The organism is Ruegeria sp. BHSC026, from assembly GCF_059613065.1.
The window spans coordinates 25413-47272 of record NZ_JBXWRV010000018.1 but is presented as its reverse complement, the minus strand read 5'-3'; the positions used below and the strand labels follow the sequence as shown (position 1 = coordinate 47272).

The 21860-nt window shown below is 62.5% G+C and carries 21 protein-coding genes; 10 read left to right on the top strand and 11 right to left on the bottom strand.

Annotated features, from left to right (window positions below; genetic code table 11):
• Positions 1-118: 118 nt before the first annotated feature.
• Together AC2FME_RS16280 and AC2FME_RS16275 are read right to left on the bottom strand one after the other, a co-directional pair.
• Complete coding sequence (locus tag AC2FME_RS16280) at positions 119-520, bottom strand: DUF4864 domain-containing protein (protein WP_496742232.1); 402 nt, start codon at positions 518-520, stop codon at positions 119-121.
• Positions 521-569: 49 nt separating this feature from the next.
• A complete protein-coding gene (locus AC2FME_RS16275; RefSeq protein ID WP_496800992.1) occupies positions 570-2144 on the bottom strand; it encodes a lysine--tRNA ligase in 1575 nt (524 codons plus the stop codon).
• A 258-nt stretch (positions 2145-2402) separates the two neighbouring features.
• Here AC2FME_RS16275 and AC2FME_RS16270 point away from each other — a divergent pair, with 258 nt between their 5' ends.
• On the top strand, positions 2403-2825 hold the full coding sequence (locus tag AC2FME_RS16270; RefSeq protein ID WP_040633393.1) for a tellurite resistance TerB family protein: 423 nt from the start codon (positions 2403-2405) through the stop codon (positions 2823-2825).
• 11 nt (positions 2826-2836) lie between these two features.
• Here AC2FME_RS16270 and dacB read toward each other — a convergent pair whose 3' ends face one another.
• Both dacB and AC2FME_RS16260 read right to left on the bottom strand, forming a co-directional pair.
• Positions 2837-4315, bottom strand: a complete 1479-nt coding sequence (dacB, locus tag AC2FME_RS16265; RefSeq protein WP_496800991.1) for a D-alanyl-D-alanine carboxypeptidase/D-alanyl-D-alanine endopeptidase — start codon at positions 4313-4315, stop codon at positions 2837-2839.
• A gap of 81 nt (positions 4316-4396) precedes the next feature.
• On the bottom strand, positions 4397-5002 hold the full coding sequence (locus tag AC2FME_RS16260) for a nicotinate-nucleotide adenylyltransferase (protein ID WP_496800990.1): 606 nt from the start codon (positions 5000-5002) through the stop codon (positions 4397-4399).
• A 150-nt stretch (positions 5003-5152) separates the two neighbouring features.
• Here AC2FME_RS16260 and ettA point away from each other — a divergent pair, with 150 nt between their 5' ends.
• From ettA to AC2FME_RS16240, 4 genes are all read left to right on the top strand, one after another.
• Positions 5153-6820, top strand: a complete 1668-nt coding sequence (gene ettA / locus AC2FME_RS16255; protein ID WP_496681918.1) for an energy-dependent translational throttle protein EttA — start codon at positions 5153-5155, stop codon at positions 6818-6820.
• The gene (locus AC2FME_RS16250; protein ID WP_496800989.1) at positions 6817-7578 is read left to right on the top strand and encodes a hypothetical protein; all 762 of its coding nucleotides are present in this window, start codon (positions 6817-6819) and stop codon (positions 7576-7578) included. Before ettA ends, AC2FME_RS16250 begins: the two co-directional genes overlap by 4 nt.
• 146 nt (positions 7579-7724) lie before the next feature.
• A complete protein-coding gene (locus AC2FME_RS16245) occupies positions 7725-8615 on the top strand; it encodes a sulfotransferase domain-containing protein (RefSeq protein ID WP_496800988.1) in 891 nt (296 codons plus the stop codon).
• A 191-nt stretch (positions 8616-8806) separates the two neighbouring features.
• Complete coding sequence (locus AC2FME_RS16240; protein WP_149777124.1) at positions 8807-9013, top strand: cold-shock protein; 207 nt, start codon at positions 8807-8809, stop codon at positions 9011-9013.
• Positions 9014-9042: 29 nt separating this feature from the next.
• Here AC2FME_RS16240 and AC2FME_RS16235 read toward each other — a convergent pair whose 3' ends face one another.
• Positions 9043-9468: a thioredoxin domain-containing protein gene (locus AC2FME_RS16235; protein ID WP_496800987.1), complete on the bottom strand. Its 426-nt coding sequence runs from the start codon at positions 9466-9468 to the stop codon at positions 9043-9045.
• A gap of 156 nt (positions 9469-9624) precedes the next feature.
• On the bottom strand, positions 9625-10275 hold the full coding sequence (locus tag AC2FME_RS16230; protein ID WP_496688155.1) for an arylesterase: 651 nt from the start codon (positions 10273-10275) through the stop codon (positions 9625-9627).
• Between the two features lie 41 nt (positions 10276-10316).
• Here AC2FME_RS16230 and AC2FME_RS16225 point away from each other — a divergent pair, with 41 nt between their 5' ends.
• A complete protein-coding gene (locus AC2FME_RS16225; protein ID WP_496800986.1) occupies positions 10317-11012 on the top strand; it encodes an ABC transporter ATP-binding protein in 696 nt (231 codons plus the stop codon).
• A complete protein-coding gene (locus AC2FME_RS16220) occupies positions 11009-13537 on the top strand; it encodes an ABC transporter permease (RefSeq protein ID WP_496800985.1) in 2529 nt (842 codons plus the stop codon). Before AC2FME_RS16225 ends, AC2FME_RS16220 begins: the two co-directional genes overlap by 4 nt.
• Before the next feature lie 3 nt (positions 13538-13540).
• Here AC2FME_RS16220 and AC2FME_RS16215 read toward each other — a convergent pair whose 3' ends face one another.
• The gene (locus tag AC2FME_RS16215) at positions 13541-13987 is read right to left on the bottom strand and encodes an RrF2 family transcriptional regulator (RefSeq protein WP_496688149.1); all 447 of its coding nucleotides are present in this window, start codon (positions 13985-13987) and stop codon (positions 13541-13543) included.
• Positions 13988-14083: 96 nt separating this feature from the next.
• Between AC2FME_RS16215 and AC2FME_RS16210 the strand changes: the two genes are divergently transcribed.
• Positions 14084-14653, top strand: a complete 570-nt coding sequence (locus tag AC2FME_RS16210; RefSeq protein WP_496688147.1) for a gamma-glutamylcyclotransferase family protein — start codon at positions 14084-14086, stop codon at positions 14651-14653.
• Between the two features lie 69 nt (positions 14654-14722).
• Here AC2FME_RS16210 and gltX read toward each other — a convergent pair whose 3' ends face one another.
• Positions 14723-16048, bottom strand: a complete 1326-nt coding sequence (gltX, locus tag AC2FME_RS16205) for a glutamate--tRNA ligase (RefSeq protein ID WP_496800984.1) — start codon at positions 16046-16048, stop codon at positions 14723-14725.
• A gap of 140 nt (positions 16049-16188) precedes the next feature.
• Between gltX and AC2FME_RS16200 the strand changes: the two genes are divergently transcribed.
• Positions 16189-17121 carry an MBL fold metallo-hydrolase gene (locus AC2FME_RS16200; RefSeq protein ID WP_496688144.1) on the top strand — a complete coding sequence of 311 codons (933 nt, stop codon included), beginning with the start codon at positions 16189-16191 and terminating at the stop codon, positions 17119-17121.
• Between the two features lie 128 nt (positions 17122-17249).
• Here AC2FME_RS16200 and AC2FME_RS16195 read toward each other — a convergent pair whose 3' ends face one another.
• Positions 17250-17516, bottom strand: a complete 267-nt coding sequence (locus AC2FME_RS16195; RefSeq protein ID WP_496800983.1) for a hypothetical protein — start codon at positions 17514-17516, stop codon at positions 17250-17252.
• A 270-nt stretch (positions 17517-17786) separates the two neighbouring features.
• Positions 17787-19445, bottom strand: coding sequence for an NAD+ synthase (locus AC2FME_RS16190; RefSeq protein ID WP_496711676.1), 1659 nt, complete (start codon positions 19443-19445; stop codon positions 17787-17789).
• Positions 19446-19600: 155 nt separating this feature from the next.
• Here AC2FME_RS16190 and AC2FME_RS16185 point away from each other — a divergent pair, with 155 nt between their 5' ends.
• A complete protein-coding gene (locus AC2FME_RS16185) occupies positions 19601-21070 on the top strand; it encodes a 2-isopropylmalate synthase (RefSeq protein WP_496800982.1) in 1470 nt (489 codons plus the stop codon).
• Positions 21071-21074: 4 nt separating this feature from the next.
• Here the strand turns inward: AC2FME_RS16185 and AC2FME_RS16180 are convergent, their stop codons facing one another.
• Positions 21075-21740, bottom strand: a complete 666-nt coding sequence (locus AC2FME_RS16180) for an SDR family NAD(P)-dependent oxidoreductase (RefSeq protein ID WP_496800981.1) — start codon at positions 21738-21740, stop codon at positions 21075-21077.
• Between the last annotated feature and the right edge of the window lie 120 nt (positions 21741-21860).

Here is a 21860-nt window from a genome sequence, read left to right as displayed (position 1 = left end):
GCCACGCTCCAACGCGGCACAGGCCAACTCCCCGGCCCGGATGTTTCCGGACACGCGGGCTTGAGATATCGGAAAGGATTTAACCGCCGCTCACGGCACCGTGACGGTGGGTGTTGCGTCAGGCCGCGGGGTCGGCGTTGCCCAGAAGGAGAACGCCATTGATTTTCCAACCGTTCTCCCGCTGCACCATCTGATAGTCCAGGATATGCGCCCGACCGTCACCATCGACCACCATAACCTTTTGCCACCACTGGCCGTCGATCTGACGCAGGTCGAGAAACCTGACATCGGCAGGTCGCCAAACCATCGGATAGCCGTTGCGCACCATGGCACCGAAGTTTTCGGGCGTACGAAACAGGGTCTGGATTCCGGGGCTGGCGTAGGTGAAAGCGGTAACGAAGTCATCCGCCTGGAACGCCCGCATCTGGGCGCGGATATTCGCCTCGATCTCGGCGTTCTGGGCCAGGGCACCGGTTGCCATACCGGCGATCAGAGAAACGGCAATCAACAAACGACGCATGGGGCCACCTCCTGTGTCAGAGCGTAGCCCCGGGCGCGTTCGGGTCAAATCAGGCCAATTCTCCGGCCAGGGCCTTATCGATCAGGGCGATGGTTTCCGGCACGCCATAAAGCGCGATGAACCCGCCGAAGCGCGGCCCCTGGCTGGCGCCCAGCAGCACCTCGTACAGCGCTGTGAACCAGGCGCGCATCGGATCGAACCGTTCGCGGCCGATCGCATAGACCACCGATTGCAACGCTTCGTCTTCGACCGGGCCGTCATAGGTTTCCAACGCCGCCTGCAATGCCTCCAGCGCCTCGCGCTCCTGCTCGGTCGGCAGGCGGAACGTGCGGGTCGGCTTGACGAAATCGTTGTAGTAACGCACCGCGAACCCGGCCGCCTGATCCAGGTCGGGATGGGTCTCGGGTGTGGCCTCGGGCGCATAGCGGCGGATGAAGCCCCACAGCGTCTCCTTGTCCTCGGCGCCGGATACCGAGGCCAGGTTCAGCAGCATGGCAAAAGGCACGATAAGGGTAGATTCAGGCACCTCGCCGCCGTGGATATGCCAGACGGGGTTGTTCAACTGCGCCTTCAGCTCCTGCCCCGGATAGGCCCGCAGTTGCTGATGATATTCGTCCACCGCCTTGGGGATCACGTCGAAATACAGCCGCTTTGCCGTCTTGGGCTTCTGGTACATGAAGTACGACAGGCTCTCGGGCGCGGCATAGGTCAGCCACTCCTCCATCGACAACCCGTTGCCCTTCGATTTCGAGATCTTCTGACCGTGCTCGTCGTTGAACAGCTCATAGCTCAGCGACTCGGGCGGCTGCTTGCCCAGCGCCCGGCAGATCTTGGAGGATTGCGTGACCGAGTCGATCAGGTCCTTGCCCGACATCTCATAATCCACGCCCAGAGCGGCCCAGCGCAGCGCCCAATCGGGCTTCCACTGCATCTTGACGTGACCACCGGTGACCGGGATCTCGACCCGCTCGCCATCGGGTTCTTCGTAGACGATGGTGCCCTTGGCGACATTGCGCTCCAGCGTCGGCACCTGCAACACATGGCCCGTCTTGGGCGAGATCGGCAGGAACGGCGAATAGGTCTCGCGCCGCTCGGGGCCGAGCGTCGGCAGCATGATCTCCATGATCTTGTCGAACCGTTCCAGCGCCACCAGCAGCACCTCGTCAAAGCGACCGCTGGTGTAATACTCGGTGGCCGAGGCGAACTCGTAGTCGAACCCGAAACTGTCGAGGAATTCGCACAGCCGCGCGTTGTTGTGCTGGGCAAAGCCCTCATGCGTGCCAAACGGGTCACGCACCTTGGTCAGCGGCAGGTTCAGGTCCTGCTTCAGCTCTTCCTGCATCGGCACGTTGCCGGGCACCTTGCGGAACCCGTCCATGTCGTCGGAAAAGCAGATCAGCTTGGTGGGGATGTCGCTCAGCTGCTCGAAGGCGTGACGCACCATCGAGGTCCGCGCCACCTCGCCGAAGGTCCCGATATGCGGCAGGCCCGAGGGGCCATAGCCGGTCTGGAACAGCACATATCCCTTTTCCGGCGGAGCCTTCTGATAGCGTTTGAGCACCCGGCGCGCCTCTTCGAAAGGCCAGGCCTTGGACGACATCGCGGCTTCACGCAGTTCAGACATTTGATCGGGTCTCCATCGGGACAAACAGCGCCGGCCACCCCATGCAACCGGACCACCCCTCCTATTGTGCCGGTGCAGCATAAGTCAATAAAGCACGCCCCCTCTTGCCCGACAAAACTGCTGTTTTTCGCAGCAACCTCGCACCCGCCAGGTCCTGCCGCACACCAGGGTCGTTCGGCGCGTTCGCAAGAAGCGGTTGAACCCTGCTGCGCGCGCTCCTATCGTGCCGCGGCAGACAGCGCAATTCAGGACGAACCGATGACCCAAGCCGTTGCCCACCCCATGTCGCCCCAGGACTGCCTCGTGGCAATCATGGTGGCCGTCTCCGCATCTGACGAGAACATCCGCACGGCCGAACTGGTCAAGATCGAGGCTGCGGTGAACATGCTGCCGGTTTTTGCCGAATACGACATCGACCGCATGCGGCGCGTCTCGCAGATCGTGTTCGACCTTTTCGAGCAGGAAGACGGCTTGGATGCGCTGTTCGGTCTGATCCGAGACAACCTGCCGGAGCGGCTGCATGAAACGGCCTATGCGCTGGCCTGCGACGTGGCTGCCGCAGATGGTGCGCTAGCCGAAACCGAGCTGCGCCTGCTGGAAGAAATTCGCTATGAACTGAGCATCGACCGCCTGCATGCCGCCGCGATCGAACGCGGCGCCCGGGCCCGGCACACGGTCTGACGCGGTTCGGCTCAGCTTCCGTACAGCGCGCCCCAGCGTTCGATCAGCGCCTTCTGCAGCCTGCGAGACCGACGGTTCCAGCTGCGCGCGCCGTCGGGACGTTCCCGGGCTTGACGCGGGATAGTCGCACGGTGCGCCATGTCGGCGGTGAAGATCGCAAAAGCCAGATCGGTTCCGCCGGCCGTGGTCAGAAACCCGCCAAGACCGGACACGAAGTTCAACGTCCCGGTCTTGGCATCGACCCGGACCGGGTTTCCGACCACACGCCTCCCCTTGGCGTCCGTCAACGTGAACGGCTTGAGTAACGGCCGCAGCAGCCCATCCTGCCGGGCGGCGACCAGCGCCTTGACCAGATCCGAAGGCGCCATACGAGACGCTTCACCCAGACCCGAATGATCCACCATCGCAATCCGTCTGGTCCCGTATTTTGCGGCGGCCCAGCGGTTCATTTCGGCGGCGGATGCCGCCAATGAACCCGGGTACACCCCGCGCGCCCTTGTCGCAGCCATCCCCACCATCTCGGCCGTCAGGTTCGTGGAATATTTGAGCATGCCCTTCAGGATGCTGTCCAACGCATCGCTCTGATGCACAACCAGCACCTGTCCCCGTGGGGCCTGCCGCGTGACCTGCACCCGGCCCAGAACGATCCCGTTCACCCGGGCCAGCGTTCGGAAAACGTCGCCGGCATAAAGCGCCGGCTTGCGCACCGGCAACCACCGCGCGCCGCCCTTGCCCAACGCGCCCTTGGCCACGGTCCACCGGTCCTGCCGGGCGCTGCGTTTATATGTGTAGATCGGCAGACTGCGCGGCTCGACCCGAATCCGCGCCATGTCCACGGACGGGGTGTAGTTGGCACTTCGCGCATCCATCGACACGTCGTACCCCGAAGTCCCCAGTTTCCACTCGAAATGCACGCGGTTGAAGTTCAGCGAGATACCGCTGACCGACGGACTGTAACCCACATGGTCCGGCTGACCCGGGTCAATGCTGAACACATAGGGCAAGGCTCCGTCATACACCTTGAAGGCGCCGCGCACCTCGGTCACCCCGGCCTTGCGCAGATTGGCGGCCATACCTGCCAGCGCATCGGTATCCAACAGCGGATCACCGCCGCCCGCCAGAATCAGATCGCCCTTCAGGATACCGTTCTCGATGGGGCCATCCGCAATCAGCGCCGTCTCGAACCGATGGTCTGGTCCGAGCACATCCAGCGCGTAAAGCGCCGTCAGCGCCTTGGCGACGCTGGCTGGCGGCAACCCCTGATCGCCCCCGAAAGCCTCAAGTTCTGCGCCTGTTTCGACATCGGCTACGGCAAAGACCACCTCGCCTTTAAGGCCCGCCGCCGCAACGATCCTCTCGGCCGCGGAGAGCTCGGCACCCCGAGCAATCGGCCGCAACGACACCGCTGGCGCACCGGCCGCGCCGACTGTGGGGATCAAACTGGCCCCCAATCCCCCCAAAAATACACGGCGCGAAAAACGATCAGGCATGGGTCAATTAAAATCCCATAGATCAGAGCAGACAACTACTCAAATCCAATATGCGCCAACAGGGGCCATTCCGGCAACACTTCAACCTGTCCATTCGCCGCTGGAACGAATCTGGGTCGAACTGACGTCAATCATCGGCACGTTCACGAAACACCAAGCAGGAGAGTCGGCACGACCCAGCAGGTGCCGTGCAGTCCCGTCGATGCGATACCGCGCATAGATCCGCGCCGCGGGCGACATCCGCGCCGAGATCCTGTCTCCGGGCCGGGCAACAACACCGACCGAAACGTTGTCCATGATCCAGCGCCAGTCCTTCCAAAGGTGGAACTGCGCGAGGTTGTCGGCGCCCATCAGCCAGACGAACCGAACGCCGGGATACAGGCGGCGCAGGGCGGCCAGCGTATCGGCCGTAGCCCGCGTGCCGATGCGCGCCTCGATATCCGTGACCGCGACGCGGGGATGACGCAAGATCGCGCGCGCCGCCTCCATGCGGCGCATCAATGGCGCGGGACCGCGCTCCTTCAGCGGGTTGCCCGGCGTTATCAACCACCAAACACGGTCCAGCCCGAAGGCCTTCATCGCCTCCAACGTCGCGTGGACATGCCCCGCATGCGGCGGATCGAATGACCCGCCGAACAAGCCAACGACCTGCCCGGGCCGCGCGAATGGGATGGCGCTGCGAAACATCCTCCGTGGATGTTCAGAACCGGGCGGACTTGTCAATCCAAGGCCGCCACCGGACGGCGAGCGAATGCACGGAACGCATCAGCTTGCCCCGCCTGCCATGCTTGGCTATCAAGCGGGTCAACCCGAATTCCCCGATCCAGAGGACGTGACATGGCCGCCTATCAATATGTCTACCACATGCAGGGTGTCTCGAAGACCTATCCCGGTGGCAAGAAGTGTTTTGAGAACATCCACCTGAGCTTTCTGCCCGGCGTGAAGATCGGTGTCGTCGGCGTCAACGGCGCCGGTAAATCGACCCTGCTCAAGATCATGGCCGGCCTCGACAAGGACTTCACTGGCGAGGCGTGGGCCGCCGAAGGCGCCAAAGTGGGTTATTTGCCGCAGGAGCCGCAGCTGGACCCGAACCTGACCGTCCGTGAAAACGTCATGCTGGGCGTGGCCGAGAAAAAGGCCAAGGTCGACCGCTTCAACGAGATCGCGATGGAAATCGCCGAGAACTACTCGGACGAGTTGATGGAAGAGATGACCGCCCTGCAGGACGCGATCGACGCGGAAAACCTGTGGGATCTGGACAGCCAGATCGACGTGTCGATGGAGGCGCTGCGCTGCCCGCCCGACGATGCCGATGTCACAACCCTTTCGGGCGGCGAGAAACGCCGAGTGGCGCTGTGCAAGCTGCTGCTCGAAGCGCCTGACATGCTGCTGCTCGACGAACCGACCAACCACCTAGATGCCGAGACCATCGCCTGGCTGCAGCAACACCTGATCGACTACAAGGGCACCATCCTGATCGTCACCCACGACCGGTACTTCCTGGATGACATCACCGGCTGGATTCTGGAACTCGACCGTGGACGCGGCATCCCGTACGAGGGCAACTATTCCTCGTGGCTGGAACAGAAGGCCAAGCGGCTGGAGCAGGAAGCCCGCGAGGACAAGTCCAAGCAGAAGACCCTACAGCGCGAACTGGAATGGATGCGTCAAGGTCAAAAGGCCCGCCAGGCCAAATCCAAGGCCCGCATCAACGCCTACAACGAACTGGCCCAGCAATCCGAACGCGAAAAGCTGTCGCGCGCCCAGATCGTCATTCCCAACGGCCCGCGCCTGGGCAGCAAGGTGATCGAGGTCAACGGGTTGTCCAAGCACATGGGCGACAAGCAACTGATCGAGGATCTCTCGTTCAGCCTTCCGCCGGGCGGCATCGTCGGCGTCATCGGCCCCAACGGCGCCGGCAAGTCGACCCTGTTCAAGATGCTCACCGGCCAGGAAAAGCCCGATGCAGGCACCATCGAATACGGCGATACGGTGCAGCTGTCTTATGTCGATCAATCGCGTGACGACCTCAACGACAACGACACCGTGTGGGAGGCCATCACCGGCGGCGCCGAGATCATCCAACTGGGCGATGCACAGGTCAATTCCCGCGCCTATTGCTCGTCGTTCAACTTCAAGGGCGGCGACCAGCAGAAAAAGGTCTCGCTGCTGTCAGGGGGCGAGCGCAACCGCGTCCACATGGCCCGCCTGCTGAAAGAGGGCGGCAACGTCCTGTTGCTGGACGAACCCACCAACGATCTTGACGTCGAAACCCTGCGCGCGCTGGAAGACGCGCTGGTCGATTTCGCCGGCTGCGCGGTCGTGATCTCACACGATCGTTTCTTCCTCGATCGGATCTGTACGCATATCCTGGCCTTCGAAGGTGACGCCCATGTCGAATGGTTCGAGGGCAACTTTGCCGACTACGAGGAAGACAAGAAACGCCGTCTGGGGCCGGATGCGCTGGAGCCCAAACGGCTGAAGCACAAGAAGTTCGCGCGATGAGACGAAAGCTGATGCGCGGCGTTGCGGCTCTGCCGTCGCGCTTCGAAAAATGGCGACGCAGTGCGCAAACGACGGCGTATCGCACAAAGCAGTTTGTGCGGAAGTCCATCAAACCCGACCGCTGCGTCATTGTTGCCAGCAATGGCAGGTCGGGTAGTACAATGACCTACGAAGCCCTGTTGGAAGGGCTTCGGAAGCAGGACGTCGGCGCAGCAAAAAAAGCGACCTTCATCGCTCGGCTCCGAGACGCTGAATTCAGCGCCCCGTTCTTGTACAAGACACATGATTTTCCTGACGCCTTGAAAAGCGGTCCCAAGAATGTCCGTGTGGTTTTCTGTTTCGGCCCCACCAAGGATTCGACCTTTTCCGTCTACACCGCCAAGGACCGCTATGGGCCGGACTGGATCCGCCAGCACTTTTATCACCTGCATGCGACGGGAACCTTTGACGATCTATTTGCCAAGGACGTGCTGCAGCAGGCCCGTCAGATTCGCGAATGGACGACGTTCGAAGATGTTCCCGTGCTGTGTGTTCGCTATGATGCTATCTGGAAACACAAGGACGACATTGCCAAATTCACGGGGCTTCAATTCCAGCCCCCCGAACGTCGCGCACGCGAACCCAAGCAGATTCCGGAAGAACTGCAGCAGGCGGCAAGCCAGATCTATGATCCGATCGATAAGGTTATCGACGCATTGCCGGATTGCTTCCTCGCATCTCGGTCATATGAAAGGGTTGTCTGCAAACTTCCGATCTAGGCGAGCCTTTACGACACCATTCGGACTGTGCGTTTTTCTCTACCTCAGACTATGCTGACGAAAAGTGAAATCGCGATGAGAAATTGGTAACATTCACCAACACAACCGCCCGATACCGGTCGAACCAGAGTAAAAGAATACCGTCCATGAAGAAATTTCGTAATCTATTCAATAAGAACCATGAAAACGGGCCATCGGATACTTCAGCGGTCGCCCCGAATGTGGTCGCCCCATCTATCATAAACGCGCAAAAACGCATTTTGTTTGCACAGAACAGGAACAAGTCCAGATCCTCAGTTTTGTTCTTCACGACGCACAAATGCGCATCCACATTCGTGACTGCTCTGCTGGACGAACTGGCAGATCAAAGCGACTATGAAACCTTGAACCATGAAGCCGCATATTGGGAACTTGGCGACCAAGTAGACGCAAGCAATATGCACATCAGCGATTTCCTTATGCAGAACTACGACGCTATGTTTCGCAAGCACGGAGAGATCTATGGCCCGTTGCGGTTCGCCGTCGACTTTCCCGGCCGAAAGAATTTCAAGCACATCTTTTTCTTTCGGGATCCACGCGATGTTCTGGTTTCCATGTATTATTCCTTCGGGTTCACACATCCCGAACCGATCAATGCGGAAGTCCGGCAACGTTTCCTCAAGAACCGTGCGGAAATTCAAGCCCAAGGAATTGATGAGTATGTCCTTAAGAAGGCTGCAGAGAACCTCATTCCTAGATTTGAAGGATTTCGAGAACTGGCCGAAAACTCTCCGGGTTTCTTGAATCTGAACTACGATGAGTTCTCGCAACACACGGATGTCTTCCTGCGCAAGGTCACCGACTATCTTGAGATCGACCTGAGCGAGGAAAGCATTGAAAAACTGTCGAATTTTGCAAGCCCCATCCAGAAAGGCGCGCCAAAGCTGGAACACAAACGTTCGGGCAAAAGCGGGCAGTGGAAAAATGAGCTCAAGCCGGAAACCGCCGACGAACTGAATCGGATTCTTGCTCCGATTCTGGACTATTGGCGTTTTTGATCCCGACATGTTCGCCCCGGTCGTGGTGACAATCGCCCTTGTCACCTGACCCGGGCAATGCCATATACGGAAGGCTTACGTTTTTCTACTTCGACCTACTGTCTCCGATCTCGGCGTTCAGTCTATCGATACAGACAACGACGCCAGGCTGCCGCACTTCCGCGGGCAGCACCAAAACAGGAGACTACGGAATGCCTGCAGGCACCGTGAAATGGTTCAACACCACCAAAGGCTATGGCTTCATCGCACCCGAAACAGGCGGCAAGGACGTGTTCGTGCACATCTCGTCCGTCGAGCGTTCGGGCCTGACCGGCCTGGCCGACAACCAGAAAGTGACGTACGAGCTGCGTTCGGGCCGTGACGGCCGCGAAAGCGCCGACAATATCGAACTGGTGTAAGACCCTAAGGGTGGGCGCTCAAGCCCACCCTATCCCTTCACCCACGCCACGATCTGCCCGTCCCGCATCGCGCCGGACTGCCGCTTGGTCTCTTTCCCCCGCTGAAACTCCACCATCGTCGGGATACCCCGTATCCGATACCGCGCACCGGCGGATTGGTGTTTCTGAGTGTCCAGCTTGACCAACCGGGCCTGCCAGGCCAGCGTGTCGGCCGCTTTCGAGAACTCGGGTGCCATCATGCGGCAGGGTCCGCACCACGGCGCCCAGAAATCGACCACCAACGGCAGGTCGTCATGTTTTGCCGCCTTCTCCAATATGGCCGGGTCCACTTCGACCGCCTTGCGCGGAACCAACGCAGCGCCACAGGTCCCGCATTTAGGACCGGCCGCCAGTTTTTCTGCGGGTACGCGGTTGAGTTGACCGCATTCCAGACAGGTCAATGTCTTGTCAGCCATTCCGGCCCTCCATATTCAACTTCTCGAATGCATATAGGCAGGATGGCCGACCGTGCAATGGCCGCACCAAACACGCTCCATCCGTATTTCACGACCAAGCAGCACAAGGCAATCAGTACTGAAACGTCGGTGCATCAGAAAGCCCGCGCGAACTTTCTAGCGATCCTCTTTGACGGCTTCGACCAGCTCCAGAACCCTCGGGCCAAGGTTTTCCACGATCAACGCCACCCCTCGAGAGTTGGGATGAATGCCATCGGGCTGCATGTATGCCCGGGCCGCGCCCGGGTCGCCCCCAGCCGACAGCCCGGCAAAAAAACTGGGCGCAAAGATGGTGCCGTATTGTTGGGCCAGCTCCGGATAGATGGCGTCGAACGCGTCTTTGTAGTCCGCCCCGTAATTGCCCGGCGCCTGCATGCCGATCAGCAGAACCGGAACGCCCGCGGCCTGGGCCGTCTGCAGAATGCCCTCGAGATTGGTGCGCGACACTTGCGGCTCGATCCCTCGCAACAGGTCGTTGCCACCCAGCGCGACGATCATGGCGTCGACATCCGGCGTCAGAGTCCAGTCGACCCGCGCCGCGCCGCCCGCCGTGGTATCGCCCGAGACCCCGGCATTGATCACCCGCGCCTCAACGCCGCGTTCCCGCAACCAGCGGGTCAACTGCGGTACGAACCCGTCCTGCTCGATCAGCCCATAACCCTGCGTCAACGAATCCCCCAGCGCCGCGATGACGACCTGCTCGGCTGTGGCCGCAAAGCCGCAAACGGCAAATGCGCCCGCCGTCAGCACCTTGCGCAAATTCCGCATCGCTCCATATCCCATCTAAATCGCTCCAGCCGGATTGCCCGATGACTACACCCGTTCTGACCCTTGAAAATGCCGCTTTGACGCTGAATGGCAATGCCGGACCCATCGAAATCCTGCACGACATCTCCCTTTCGGTAGGCCGGGGCGAGTCTCTGGGCCTGATCGGCCCGTCCGGATCGGGCAAGTCGTCTCTGCTAATGCTGATGGGGGGGCTCGAACGGGCCTCGGCGGGCCGAGTTACGGCGCTGGGGCACGACCTGACCACGATGGACGAAGACGCGCTGGCCCGCTTCCGCCGTGATGCAATGGGTGTCGTCTTTCAGAATTTCCACCTGATCCCGACCATGACCGCTTTGGAAAACGTCGCCACACCGTTGGAACTGGCCGGCCACCGCGATGCCTTTATCCGGGCCGAGGCCGAGCTGGACGCGGTGGGCCTGTCGCACCGGCGCGATCACTACCCCGCGCAGTTGTCCGGGGGCGAGCAGCAGCGGGTCGCCCTGGCCCGCGCATCGGCGCCGCGCCCGCGGATTTTACTGGCGGACGAGCCCACCGGCAACCTGGACGAAGCCAACGGCGCCGCGATCGTCGATCTGCTGTTCGGCCTGCGCGACCGCCACGGCGCGACGCTGATCCTTGTCACCCACAGCCGAAGTCTGGCCGCCAGATGCGACCGGGTCGTGCACCTGCGCGACGGCCGCATAAACGAAGATACCGCGCAAGAGGCCGCGGAATGAGCCTGGGTCAGGCCGCGCGGCTGGCCCGGCGCGAATTGCGCGGCGGGCTGAACGGATTCCGGGTATTCCTGGCGTGTCTGACCCTCGGCGTGGCGGCGATTGCCGCGGTGGGGTCCGTCCGCCAAGCCATTCAAACCGGCCTGACGCAAGAGGGCGCGGCCCTTTTAGGGGGCGACGCGCAGATCGAGCTGACCTATCGCTTTGCCGATGATGCCGAGCGCGCATGGATGGAACGCACCGCGGCGCAGGTGTCCGAGGTAGTCGATTTCCGCTCGATGGCCGTGACCCGAAACGGGCCCGGCCCCCTGCGCGGACTGACGCAGGTCAAGGCGGTAGACGACACCTATCCCCTGATCGGCACGGTTGTCCTGAATCCCGATATCCCGCTCTCCCGCGCGCTCGATGGTGAAGGCACCCGTCCCGGTGCTGTGATGGATCCGGTTCTGATCGAACGGCTAGGTCTGGCTATCGGCGACCGTTTTGCGCTGGGAACCCAGGAATTCATCCTGACCGCCGCCTTGATCCACGAACCCGATGCCGCTGGCGACGGGTTCACGCTGGGCCCGCGGACCCTTGTCCGCACGCGGGATCTGCGCGCCTCTGGCCTGCTGCAACCCGGCACGCTGTTTTCCACCAAGTACCGGCTCGACCTGCCGCCCCAAGCGGATCTGGCCGCTGTATCGGCGCAAGCGGCGCAGGTCCTGGACGGGTCCGGCATGCGCTGGACAGATGCGCGCAACGGGGCGCCGGGCATTGCTGAATTCGTGGCGCGTCTGGGCGCGTTCCTCGTACTGGTCGGCCTGTCCGGGCTGGCAGTGGGTGGTATCGGCGTCTCGGCCGCGGTGCGCGCCTATCTTGCCCGCAAGATCGAAACCATCGCCACGCTGCGAATCCTAGGCGCCGACCGGGCCACGATCTTTCAGACCTACCTGATCCAGATTGGCGTTCTGTCGGTCTTCGGAATCGCCGCCGGCGCCTTGCTGGGCGGTTTGGCACCGGTTCTGCTGGCCCCGGTGATCGAGAGCCACCTTCCCGTTCCTGCGGTATTCGCGCTCTATCCCATGCCCCTGTTCGAGGCCGCGCTTTATGGCCTGCTGACCGCGCTTGTATTCACGCTCTGGCCGCTTGCCCGCACCGAAGACGTCCGTGCCGCTACCCTGTTCCGCGATGCGCTGTCCGCGGCCCGGTTCCTGCCGCGCCCGGCATTCCTGTTGGCCACGGCCATGGCCCTTACTGCACTGATCGCCACCGCTGCAGTGTTCAGCGGATCCACGCGGCTGACGCTCTGGACGGCTGCAGGGTTCCTTGGCGCCCTGACGCTGCTGGCCCTTTCGGCCTTCGCTATCCAGCGGGTTGCACACTGGTCTGCCCGGCGGGCCCGAGGCCGCCCGGCCTTGCACTGGGCACTGGCCGCCATTTCCGACCCGCGCGAAGGGGCGGCCCCGGTCGTTCTGTCGCTGGGGCTGGGCCTGTCGGTTCTGGCAGCCGTCGGCCAGATCGACGGAACCCTGCGCAACGCGATCTCGGGCAACCTGCCCGACGTGGCGCCCTCGTATTTCTTCGTGGACATCCAGAAGGACCAGATGTCCGGGTTTCTGGACCGGCTGGAAAACGATCCCGGCGTTACGCGGGTGGAAAGCGCGCCGATGCTGCGCGGCATCATCACCCGGATCAACGGCCGTCCCGCGCACGAGGTGGCCGGAGACCATTGGGTTCTGGAAGGCGACCGCGGCGTGACCTATTCGGAACGTCCACCGCGGAATGCACGCATCACGGCAGGCGACTGGTGGGCGCCGGACTATTCCGGCCCGCCGCAGATCAGCTTTGCCACCGAAGAGGCCGAAGAGATGGGCCTGAAACTGGGCGACACCCTGACCGTCAATATCCTGGGCCGAGACATCACGGCCACGATCACCTCGCTGCGCGAGGTGGACTTCTCGACCGCCGGCATGGGCTTTGTCATGTCGATGAACCCGGCCGCACTGGCCGGCGCGCCGCACAGCTTCATCGCCACCGTTTATGCCGAGGAACGGGCCGAGGCCGCCATCCTGCGCGATTTGGCCGATCAATTCCCCAACATCACCGCGATCCGCGTGCGCGACGCGATCGACCGCGTCTCGGGCCTGTTGGCGGGGCTGGCGTCGGCCACATCCTATGGGGCGGGCGTGTCGCTGCTGACCGGGTTTCTGGTGCTGATCGGGGCGGCGGCCGCCGGTGAACCCGCCCGGCGCTACGAGGCCGCGATCCTCAAGACCATCGGCGCGGACCGCCGAAAGATCCTACTCAGCTTTGCGCTGCGCTCGGCCTTGCTGGGCTTGGCGGCAGGCAGCATCGCGCTGGCTGCAGGCGTACTGGGCGGGTGGGCCGTGGCGACCTACATTTTCGATACCCGGTACACGATCATCTGGCCCGCGGCCCTGGGGATCGTGGCGGGGGGGTTGATCGTCACACTGCTGGCGGGCCTTGCCTTCGCACTGCGCCCGCTGTCCGCCAGCCCGGCGCGCATCCTGCGCGCCAGTGACTGATAATCACCGAGCGCAAGTCACGGGCTGCAGAATCTTCAACAACGGATCGTTGTCACAGACCAACGCATCCAGCGTGATTTCGTCCAACGAAGCAAAAAACACCTCGGCCGCATCCTGCAGGGCCAGGCGCAACCGGCAGGCATCAGTCAACGGGCAGGTGTTGTCGGCATCCGCAAAACATTCGGCGATCGGCAAGTCGCCCTCGACATGGCGAAAGACCGACCCGATCCGGATCTGATCGGCCGAGCGGCCCAGTTCCATCCCGCCGTTCCGGCCACGCTGCGTGCTCAGATACCCCAGCTGGCTGAGCTGGTTGATCACCTGCGCCAGGTGGTTTTCCGAGATGTTGCACACCTCGGCGATTTCCGACTTGGTCACCAGCCGGTCGGGATGGGCGGCGCAATACATCAGCAGCCGCACCGCGATATTCGTTCGTTTGGTGATCCGCATGAGATCCTCCCCCCGAAAAACAAGATGCAGCCTTATTGCACGCACCGCAAAAAAACGGTTTGACATACATCAATCGAAACTTCGGACAGCGCGTGAATGACTGACCCGTATTTCTTTGGCTATGGCAGCCTCGTGAATCTGGCCACACATGACTTCCCCGACCCGCATCCGGCCCGTCTGCGCGGCTGGCGGCGCGCCTGGTGCCACACCGACCTGCGCCCGGTGGCCTTCCTGACAGCGGTCCCCGACGCAAAGTCCGAGATCGACGGGATGATCGCCCATGTTCCCAAGAACGACTGGGCCGCGCTGGATGAACGCGAATGGGCCTATGACCGGGTCGCGGCCACCGAGCAGGTCAGCCATCCCCTGCCGCGCGAGATCGAGATCGCGGTCTATGCCGTCCCGCTACAGCGGCAGAATGATCCCAACCGGAATCATCCGATCCTGCTCAGCTATGTCGACGTGGTAGTGCAGGGCTATCTGCGCGCCTTCGGTGAAACGGGTGTCCGGGATTTCTTTGACACGACGGATGGCTGGAACGCCCCAATCCTGAACGACCGGGCCGAGCCGCGCTATCCGCGTCACCAGCAACTGCGCCCGGAAGAAACCGACCTGGTGGATGCCCACCTGAACCGCATCGCTGCGCAGATCGTTCAGGCCGCATGACAAAGGCGGGTCCAGTTCGAGCCCGCCTTGTCGTTTGTTCGAGTTCACTCACGCCTGCACGGCACGGGCCTATGTGCGCGCGCGGATAACCTGCAGCAACGGCATCAGAGCCGCCATCTCGGGCCCCCGCTCCATACCGGTCAGCGCCTTGCGCAGGGGCATGAACAGGCCCTTGCCCTTGCGGCCGGTCGCCTCTTTCACAACCGCCGTCCACTTGCCCCAGGTCTCGCCGTCAAACGGCCCCTCGGGCAGCAGTTCCATCGCCTGCGCAACGAATTCGCGGTCCTCCTCGTCGATAAGCGGCTCGGCCCCGTCGCGGCACAGCTCCCACCAACCCTTCAGGTCGTTAAGCGTGGTGATGTTCTCGCGCGCCATCATCCAGAACGGTTCGGCCAGTTCATCGGGCACACCGGCCCCGGCAACCGCGTCGGCAACCTTCTCGAGCGGCAGCGTCTGCAGATACCGGGCCGTCAGCGGGAACAGGTCCTGCACGTCGAACTTGGTCGGCGCCGACCCGAACCGGGTCACGTCGAAACCTTCGATCAGCTCAGCCATGTCGCTGCGCAGTTCCACCGGATCTGACGACCCCAGACGGGCCATCAGGCTCAACAGCGCCATCGGCTCGACACCCTGCTCGCGCAGATCGCGCAGCGCCAGAGTCCCCAACCGTTTGGACAGCGCCTCGCCCTGCGGGCCGGTCAAAAGCGAATGGTGCGCAAAGTTCGGAACGGTTCCGCCCAGGGCCTTGATGATCTGGATCTGGGTCGCGGTGTTGGTGACATGATCGGCGCCGCGCACCACGTCCGTCACGCCCATCTCGGTGTCATCCACCACCGAAGCCAGCGTATAGAGAACCTGCCCGTCGCCGCGGATCAGCACCGGATCCGACACCGAGGCCGCGTCGATCGACACGTCGCCCAGAATGCCGTCTTTCCATTCGATGCGCTCGTGATCCAGCTTGAACCGCCACACGCCGTTGCCGCGCTCGGCCCGCAGCGCCTCTTTCTCGGCCTCCGACAGGTTCAGGGCGGCCCGGTCATAAACCGGCGGCTTGCCCATGTTCAGCTGCTTCTTGCGCTTGAGGTCCAGCTCGGTCGGGGTCTCGAAGGCCTCGTAGAACCGGCCGATCTCGCGCAGCTTGTCGGCGGCCTCGGCATAGCGGTCCAGCCGGTCCGACTGCCGCTCGACCCGGTCCCAGTGCAGGCCCAGCCACTCGAGGTCCTGCTTGATCGCATCGACATATTCCTCCTTCGACCGCTCGGGGTCGGTGTCGTCGATGCGCAGGATGAACGTGCCGCCGGCCTTGCGGGCGATAAGATAGTTCATCAGCGCGGTGCGCAGGTTGCCCACATGAATGTAACCGGTGGGCGACGGGGCGAAGCGGGTCGTTGTCATGGATGTCTCCTGTTGGCGCGGCTCTTGTCATATGGGCGCGTTTTTGTCCAGCGATTGCTGGGTGGCCGACGCCGCCCAGGGTTGCCGGGACGCGCGGCCACCCTAGTTCATCACGCGTGATCACACAGGGAGACAGTTCAATGACACCGAAATTCACCCGCCGCGCCGCTTTGGGTGCCGCAGCTGCGCTGCCCCTTGCCGCCTCGGTCAAACCAGCCCTGGCCGCCGGACCGGGGGCCATGGCCAATTCGGCCGCCGCCCGCAGCTTCATGCTGGGCGATCTCACCGTGACGACCCTGCTTGACGGCAGCCTGCCACGGGACGGCGCCAAGGAAATCTTTGGGGGAGGCGCCTCGGACGAGGAATTCGCCCGAGTGTCGGCGGAAAACTTCATCCCTGCCGACAAGGCCCAGTTCTTCTTCACGCCCACGCTTGTGAACACCGGCAGCGAAATGATCCTGTTCGACACGGGCCTGGGCCAAGGCGGCATTCAAAAGGCCTTGGCCGATGCCGGCGTTTCGCCCGATGACATCGACGTGGTGGTTCTGACCCACATGCACCCCGACCACATCGGCGGGATGACCACGAATGACGCTCCGACCTTTGCTAACGCGCGTTATGTCACGGCCGCGACAGAATATGACTTCTGGTCGGCGCAAGAGACCGGCAACCGCGTCGGTGACATGGTGGCAGCCAAAGTCACGCCGATGGCGGACAAGATGACCTTCGTGGAAGATGGCGCCGAGGTCGCGCCGGGCATCACCGCCATGGCCGCATTCGGCCACACGCCCGGGCATATGGTCTATCACCTGGAAAGCAACGGTCAGCGGTTGATCCTGACTGCGGATCTGGCCAACCACTATGTCTGGTCCTTCGCCCATCCCGAATGGGAGGTTCGGTTCGACATGGACAAGTCTGCGGCGACCGCGGCGCGGCGCAAGGTTCTGGGCATGCTGGCCGCCGACAAGATACCGATGATCGGGTATCACATGCCGTTCCCGGCCGCAGGCTTCGTCGAACAGCGCGGTGAAGGCTTCCGCTTCGTGCCCGTCAGCTATCAGATGATGGGGTAAACGACGGCGCACCATTGGACTGCCCGCGCTTAGCGCGGGCTTTTCATGGCTGGAAGTTCGACAAACAACAGTTGCTGGGTGCCGCTCTGCTGCTCTCAACGCTCGGTCTCGACGCACCCCGCCCGGGCTCAGGCCGCGCCTGCCAGTTCCGCCAGTTTCTGCCTGAAGGTCCCCACCAGGCTCGGCGCGGACTTCCCATCGTCGGGTTCCTCGTCGGCACGCAGATCAGGAAATTCCGGGCGCTTGATCGCTGCGGCCGGTGTTCGGCGTCGTTCCTTTTGCATAATATCCGCGATCGCGGCATCCACGTCCGCCACATCCAAATCTTGCGGCGGCGAATCCATCGCTTTGTACTGCAAAGGAGCATGCAGCGGCTTGTCATAATCGTTAAACATCTCAACACCAACCAACTAACGTTTGGCACCCCACCACGGATGCTTTACCAGCGGCCCTGTCTTTCAAGATGCACGCGGCCGAAACGGCCAATCAAGGCAGGACCTGTACCAAATTATGTCGAAAAGATGTCATCGCAGCAAGGATCTGCGGGGCCAAAGCCTCTATCCGGCCAACAAAACACACAATGATGGATATTCAGATGACATTGTTTCTTTTCGCAAAACTAAACTGTGCATTTTGCCGCCCAAGGCTCATCCCGGGCGTGCGGCTCACCCGCGATCCCGCCAGCGGTTCACGATCGGATAGCGCCGGTCCAGCCAGAAGGCCCGTTTGGTTAGCCGGGTGCCCGGCGCCGACTGGAATCTCTTGTATTCGCTGATGTAGATTAGATGCTCGACCCGGCGGGCATCGGCCTCGTCGAACCCGGCGGCGACGCAATCGGCGATCGAACCGTCCCGATCCACGAGAATCTCAAGAATGCCATCCAGCACCGGATAGTCAGGCAGGCTGTCGCTGTCCTTCTGATCCTCGCGCAGCTCGGCACTGGGCGGCTTGTCGATGACCGAGGAGCGGATGACCTCGCCCCCCGGCCCTTTCATCCAGTCGCGGTGATTGGCATTGCGCCAGCGGCAGGTTTCGAACACCCGTGTCTTGTACAAATCCTTGATCGGGTTGTAGCCGCCATTCATGTCGCCATAGATCGTGGCATAGCCCACGGCGACCTCGGATTTGTTGCCGGTGGTCAGCAGCATCTCGCCGAACTTGTTCGAGATCGCCATCAGCAGCAGACCGCGCAGACGGGACTGGATGTTCTCCTCGGCAATGTCGGCCGGTCGACCCGCGAACAGCGGCGCCAAGGTCTCGGTCACGGCGGCGCGCGATTGGCTGATCGGCACATAATCGTACTGCACGCCCAGCGCCTTGGCGACGGCCTCGGCGTCCTCGAGCGACGCGGCACTGGTATATTCCGACGGCAGCATCACGCAGCGCACGTTTTCAGCCCCCAGCGCATCGACCGCGATTGTGGCCACCAACGCAGAATCGACCCCGCCCGACAGGCCCAGCAACGCCTTGGAAAACCCGGTCTTGGCCATGTAGTCGCGCAGCGCCTGCACCATAGCGCGATAGTCCTGCTCCCACGTGTCGGGCTGTTCCGCGACCGCGCCCGGCGCGATGGTCCAGCCCTGTTCGCCGCGCTGAAGATCGACATGAGTCACCGCCTCGTCGAAAACCGGCATGCGGAAGGCCAGCGCCCCGCCGGGATTCAGGCCAAAGCTGCCCCCGTCAAACACCTGGTCGTCCTGCCCACCGACCATGTTGAGATAGATCACAGGCAAACCTGTCTCGACCACGCGCGCGACCATCTGGTTCAGGCGCACATCGTATTTGTCGCGGAAATATGGGGATCCGTTAGGGATCAGCAGGAACTCGGCGCCGGTCTCGGCCAGCGTCTCTGCCACGTCCTCGTGCCAACCATCCTCGCAGATCGGGCTACCGATCCGGGTGTTGCCCACGGCATAGGGCCCGCCCAGCGGCCCGGCATCGAACAGGCGCACTTCGTCGAAAACCGTTTCATTGGGCAGGTGATGCTTGAATACCTTGCTGACGATCCGCCCCTGGTTGAGGATCAGATAGGCGTTGTAGAGCTTGCCGTCCTCGACCCAGGGCCCGCCGATGGCCATGGCCGGCCCGTTCGCGCAGTCTTTGGCCAGTTGCCGCAACGCGTCCATGGCGGCGGCGTGAAAGGCAGGCTTCTGCACCAAGTCCTGCGTGTTGTAGCCGGTGACGAACATCTCGGGCAGTGCGACCAGATCGGCGCCCGCCGCACAGCCCTGCTCCCACGCGGCCCGGGCCTTGGCTACGTTGCCCGCGATGTCGCCCACCGTTGGGTTCAGCTGTGCCAGCGTGATGCGGAAATGGTCGGCCATGTTTGCCCTCTTGCCCTCGTCACCTGCCAAGGCATTTAGCAGATCGGGCCGCAAGTGAAAGGCCATAGCGGCAAAACCCGTTGCCCGACCGGATGCTGTGTCATAGTTTTGCACGAGCGAACCCAACAGATGACAACCGGGCAGGCGGGACCCAGATGAAACTTCTCAGGAATTCGATTGCCATCGCCGCGATGGGTGTGGCCGGCCAGTCTCTGGCGCAGCAGGGCCAGGTCATCGTTGCCGATGACGACGTGGGCGGTGTCTACGAGGGCACCTTCGAAAACGGTCTGCGCCACGGCACAGGCACCTACCGGCTGCCGGACGGGTTCGAGTATACCGGCGAATGGGTCGAAGGCGAGATCCAGGGCAAAGGGATCGCGCGCTACGCCAACGGCTCGGTCTACGAGGGCGACTTCGTCAAGGGCCGGCCCCACGGCAAGGGCAAGATCACCTTCGCCGATGGCGGCACCTACGAAGGCGAATGGGTGGACGGCGCGATCAACGGCACCGGTGTCGTGACCTATGCCAACGGCATACGTTACGAGGGCGGGTTCAAAAACGCGCAACACCATGGCAAGGGCGTGATGACCGACCCCGGAGGCTATGTCTATGACGGCGACTGGGTCGATGGCGTGCGCCAGGGCAAGGCCAAGATCACCTATGCCGATGGCGCCGTTTACGAGGGCGACATCAAGGCCGGGCAGCGCTTCGGTCAGGGCACGCTGACGATGCCCGACGGGATGATCTATGCAGGTGAATGGTCCGAGGACCGGATCAACGGAACCGGACGCCTGACCCAGCCTAACGGAGACGTCTACGAAGGCCCACTGGTCGACGGCCGGCGTCAGGGCGCGGGCAAGGTGACCTATGCCAATGGTGACATCTACGAAGGCGAATTCGACGATGACCGGCGCGACGGCAAGGGCACCTACACGGGCACCGACGGATATGTCTATTCGGGCGAATGGAAGGACGGCCAGATTCACGGGCTGGGCGAGGCGACCTATCCCGACGGGTCGGTCTATGTCGGCGATTTCAAAGCAGATCTGGCCGACGGGCAAGGGCGCATCACCTATCCCGACGGCTCCTCGTACGAAGGCGACTGGGTTGCCGGGGTAATCGAAGGCCGGGGTACCGCCACCTATGCCAACGGCACGATCTATAAAGGCCAGTTCAAAAACGCCCGCACTCACGGAAAGGGTGTTCTGACCCGCGCCGACGGGTCCAGCTATGACGGAGACTGGGTGGACGGCGTGCGCCAAGGCAAGGGCAAGGCGACCTATGCCGACGGCACCGTATACACCGGCGATTTCCTGAACGGCCAGCGCCACGGCCAGGGCGAGGTGGTGATGCCCAACGGGTTCAAATATTCGGGCGCGTGGTCCGAGGGCAAGATCACCGGATTTGGCGTTGCGACCTACCCCAACGGCGACGTGTACGAAGGCAATTTCGTCAATGGCAAGCGTCAGGGCAGCGGCACGATGCGCTATGCCAACGGGGAAGAAGAAACAGGCACCTGGGAAAACGGCGCGCTGACCGAATCCGGCGCCGAACAGCCGACTGAGGCTGAACCGCAAGCGCCCGAAGCCGAAACGGACCCGGATGCCGCCCCGTCGGACGGGTAGAACGTCACCATGGCACCAGCTTTCCGGCCCAGTCGAAGAACTGCCCTGTCTGCTCGGGACGTAGACCATCGACAACCTGCATCAGGTTGCTCGCCGCCTCGTCCGGCGGGACCGCAGGGTGCCGGCCCAGGTATTTCTGCGTGAACGGGGTCTTGACCGTTCCGGGGTGCAGGGCGACGCAGATCGCATCCTTGTGGGTTCGGGCCAGTTCGATTGCGGCCGTATGCACGATCTGGTTCACCGCTGCCTTGGCCGAGCGATAACTGACCCAACCGCCCAGACGATTATCCCCGATCGAGCCCACACGTGCCGACAGTACCGCGAACACCGACCGACCGTTGCGCGGCAACAGGCGATGCGCGTGTTTCAGCACCAGAGCCGGTCCCACCGCGTTCAGGGCGAATTGATCCATCATGGCCTTAGCCGAAACCGCCCGAATAGTCTTTTCCGGTTCCGCCCCGTCGATCTCGAGCGCACCGGATGCCACCAGAACAAGGTCGAACGGCCCTTCGACACGGCCCAGCATCTCGTCGGCTAGTTCCGGCTGCATCAGATCCAGCCCGTTTTCCGACCGCGACAGACCGACGACATGAACCGACCGCGACAGAAGCTCATTGCAGACGGCCCGGCCGATCCCGCCGCTTGCACCTATGACCAAAGCATTTCTCATCGCTCTCCAGCTAGCGGAGTTGCCTGCGCAATCAATCCCCGTTTCCGATCCTTTCGCGAAATCGGACGGCCGCGCATTTTCCTTCTTTTCATTCCCGGTTCGGGGTGTATAACCTCGAAC

What these genes read in the sequence shown, in the direction of transcription:
- AC2FME_RS16280 (WP_496742232.1), bottom strand. Translation starts at nt 520, where the DNA reads ATGCGTCGTTTGTTGATTGCCGTTTCTCTGATCGCCGGTATGGCAACC.
- AC2FME_RS16275 (WP_496800992.1), bottom strand. Translation starts at nt 2,144, where the DNA reads ATGTCTGAACTGCGTGAAGCCGCGATGTCGTCCAAGGCCTGGCCTTTC.
- AC2FME_RS16270 (WP_040633393.1), top strand. Translation starts at nt 2,403, where the DNA reads ATGACCCAAGCCGTTGCCCACCCCATGTCGCCCCAGGACTGCCTCGTG.
- dacB (WP_496800991.1), bottom strand. Translation starts at nt 4,315, where the DNA reads ATGCCTGATCGTTTTTCGCGCCGTGTATTTTTGGGGGGATTGGGGGCC.
- AC2FME_RS16260 (WP_496800990.1), bottom strand. Translation starts at nt 5,002, where the DNA reads ATGTTTCGCAGCGCCATCCCATTCGCGCGGCCCGGGCAGGTCGTTGGC.
- ettA (WP_496681918.1), top strand. Translation starts at nt 5,153, where the DNA reads ATGGCCGCCTATCAATATGTCTACCACATGCAGGGTGTCTCGAAGACC.
- AC2FME_RS16250 (WP_496800989.1), top strand. Translation starts at nt 6,817, where the DNA reads ATGAGACGAAAGCTGATGCGCGGCGTTGCGGCTCTGCCGTCGCGCTTC.
- AC2FME_RS16245 (WP_496800988.1), top strand. Translation starts at nt 7,725, where the DNA reads ATGAAGAAATTTCGTAATCTATTCAATAAGAACCATGAAAACGGGCCA.
- AC2FME_RS16240 (WP_149777124.1), top strand. Translation starts at nt 8,807, where the DNA reads ATGCCTGCAGGCACCGTGAAATGGTTCAACACCACCAAAGGCTATGGC.
- AC2FME_RS16235 (WP_496800987.1), bottom strand. Translation starts at nt 9,468, where the DNA reads ATGGCTGACAAGACATTGACCTGTCTGGAATGCGGTCAACTCAACCGC.
- AC2FME_RS16230 (WP_496688155.1), bottom strand. Translation starts at nt 10,275, where the DNA reads ATGCGGAATTTGCGCAAGGTGCTGACGGCGGGCGCATTTGCCGTTTGC.
- AC2FME_RS16225 (WP_496800986.1), top strand. Translation starts at nt 10,317, where the DNA reads ATGACTACACCCGTTCTGACCCTTGAAAATGCCGCTTTGACGCTGAAT.
- AC2FME_RS16220 (WP_496800985.1), top strand. Translation starts at nt 11,009, where the DNA reads ATGAGCCTGGGTCAGGCCGCGCGGCTGGCCCGGCGCGAATTGCGCGGC.
- AC2FME_RS16215 (WP_496688149.1), bottom strand. Translation starts at nt 13,987, where the DNA reads ATGCGGATCACCAAACGAACGAATATCGCGGTGCGGCTGCTGATGTAT.
- AC2FME_RS16210 (WP_496688147.1), top strand. Translation starts at nt 14,084, where the DNA reads ATGACTGACCCGTATTTCTTTGGCTATGGCAGCCTCGTGAATCTGGCC.
- gltX (WP_496800984.1), bottom strand. Translation starts at nt 16,048, where the DNA reads ATGACAACGACCCGCTTCGCCCCGTCGCCCACCGGTTACATTCATGTG.
- AC2FME_RS16200 (WP_496688144.1), top strand. Translation starts at nt 16,189, where the DNA reads ATGACACCGAAATTCACCCGCCGCGCCGCTTTGGGTGCCGCAGCTGCG.
- AC2FME_RS16195 (WP_496800983.1), bottom strand. Translation starts at nt 17,516, where the DNA reads ATGTTTAACGATTATGACAAGCCGCTGCATGCTCCTTTGCAGTACAAA.
- AC2FME_RS16190 (WP_496711676.1), bottom strand. Translation starts at nt 19,445, where the DNA reads ATGGCCGACCATTTCCGCATCACGCTGGCACAGCTGAACCCAACGGTG.
- AC2FME_RS16185 (WP_496800982.1), top strand. Translation starts at nt 19,601, where the DNA reads ATGAAACTTCTCAGGAATTCGATTGCCATCGCCGCGATGGGTGTGGCC.
- AC2FME_RS16180 (WP_496800981.1), bottom strand. Translation starts at nt 21,740, where the DNA reads ATGAGAAATGCTTTGGTCATAGGTGCAAGCGGCGGGATCGGCCGGGCC.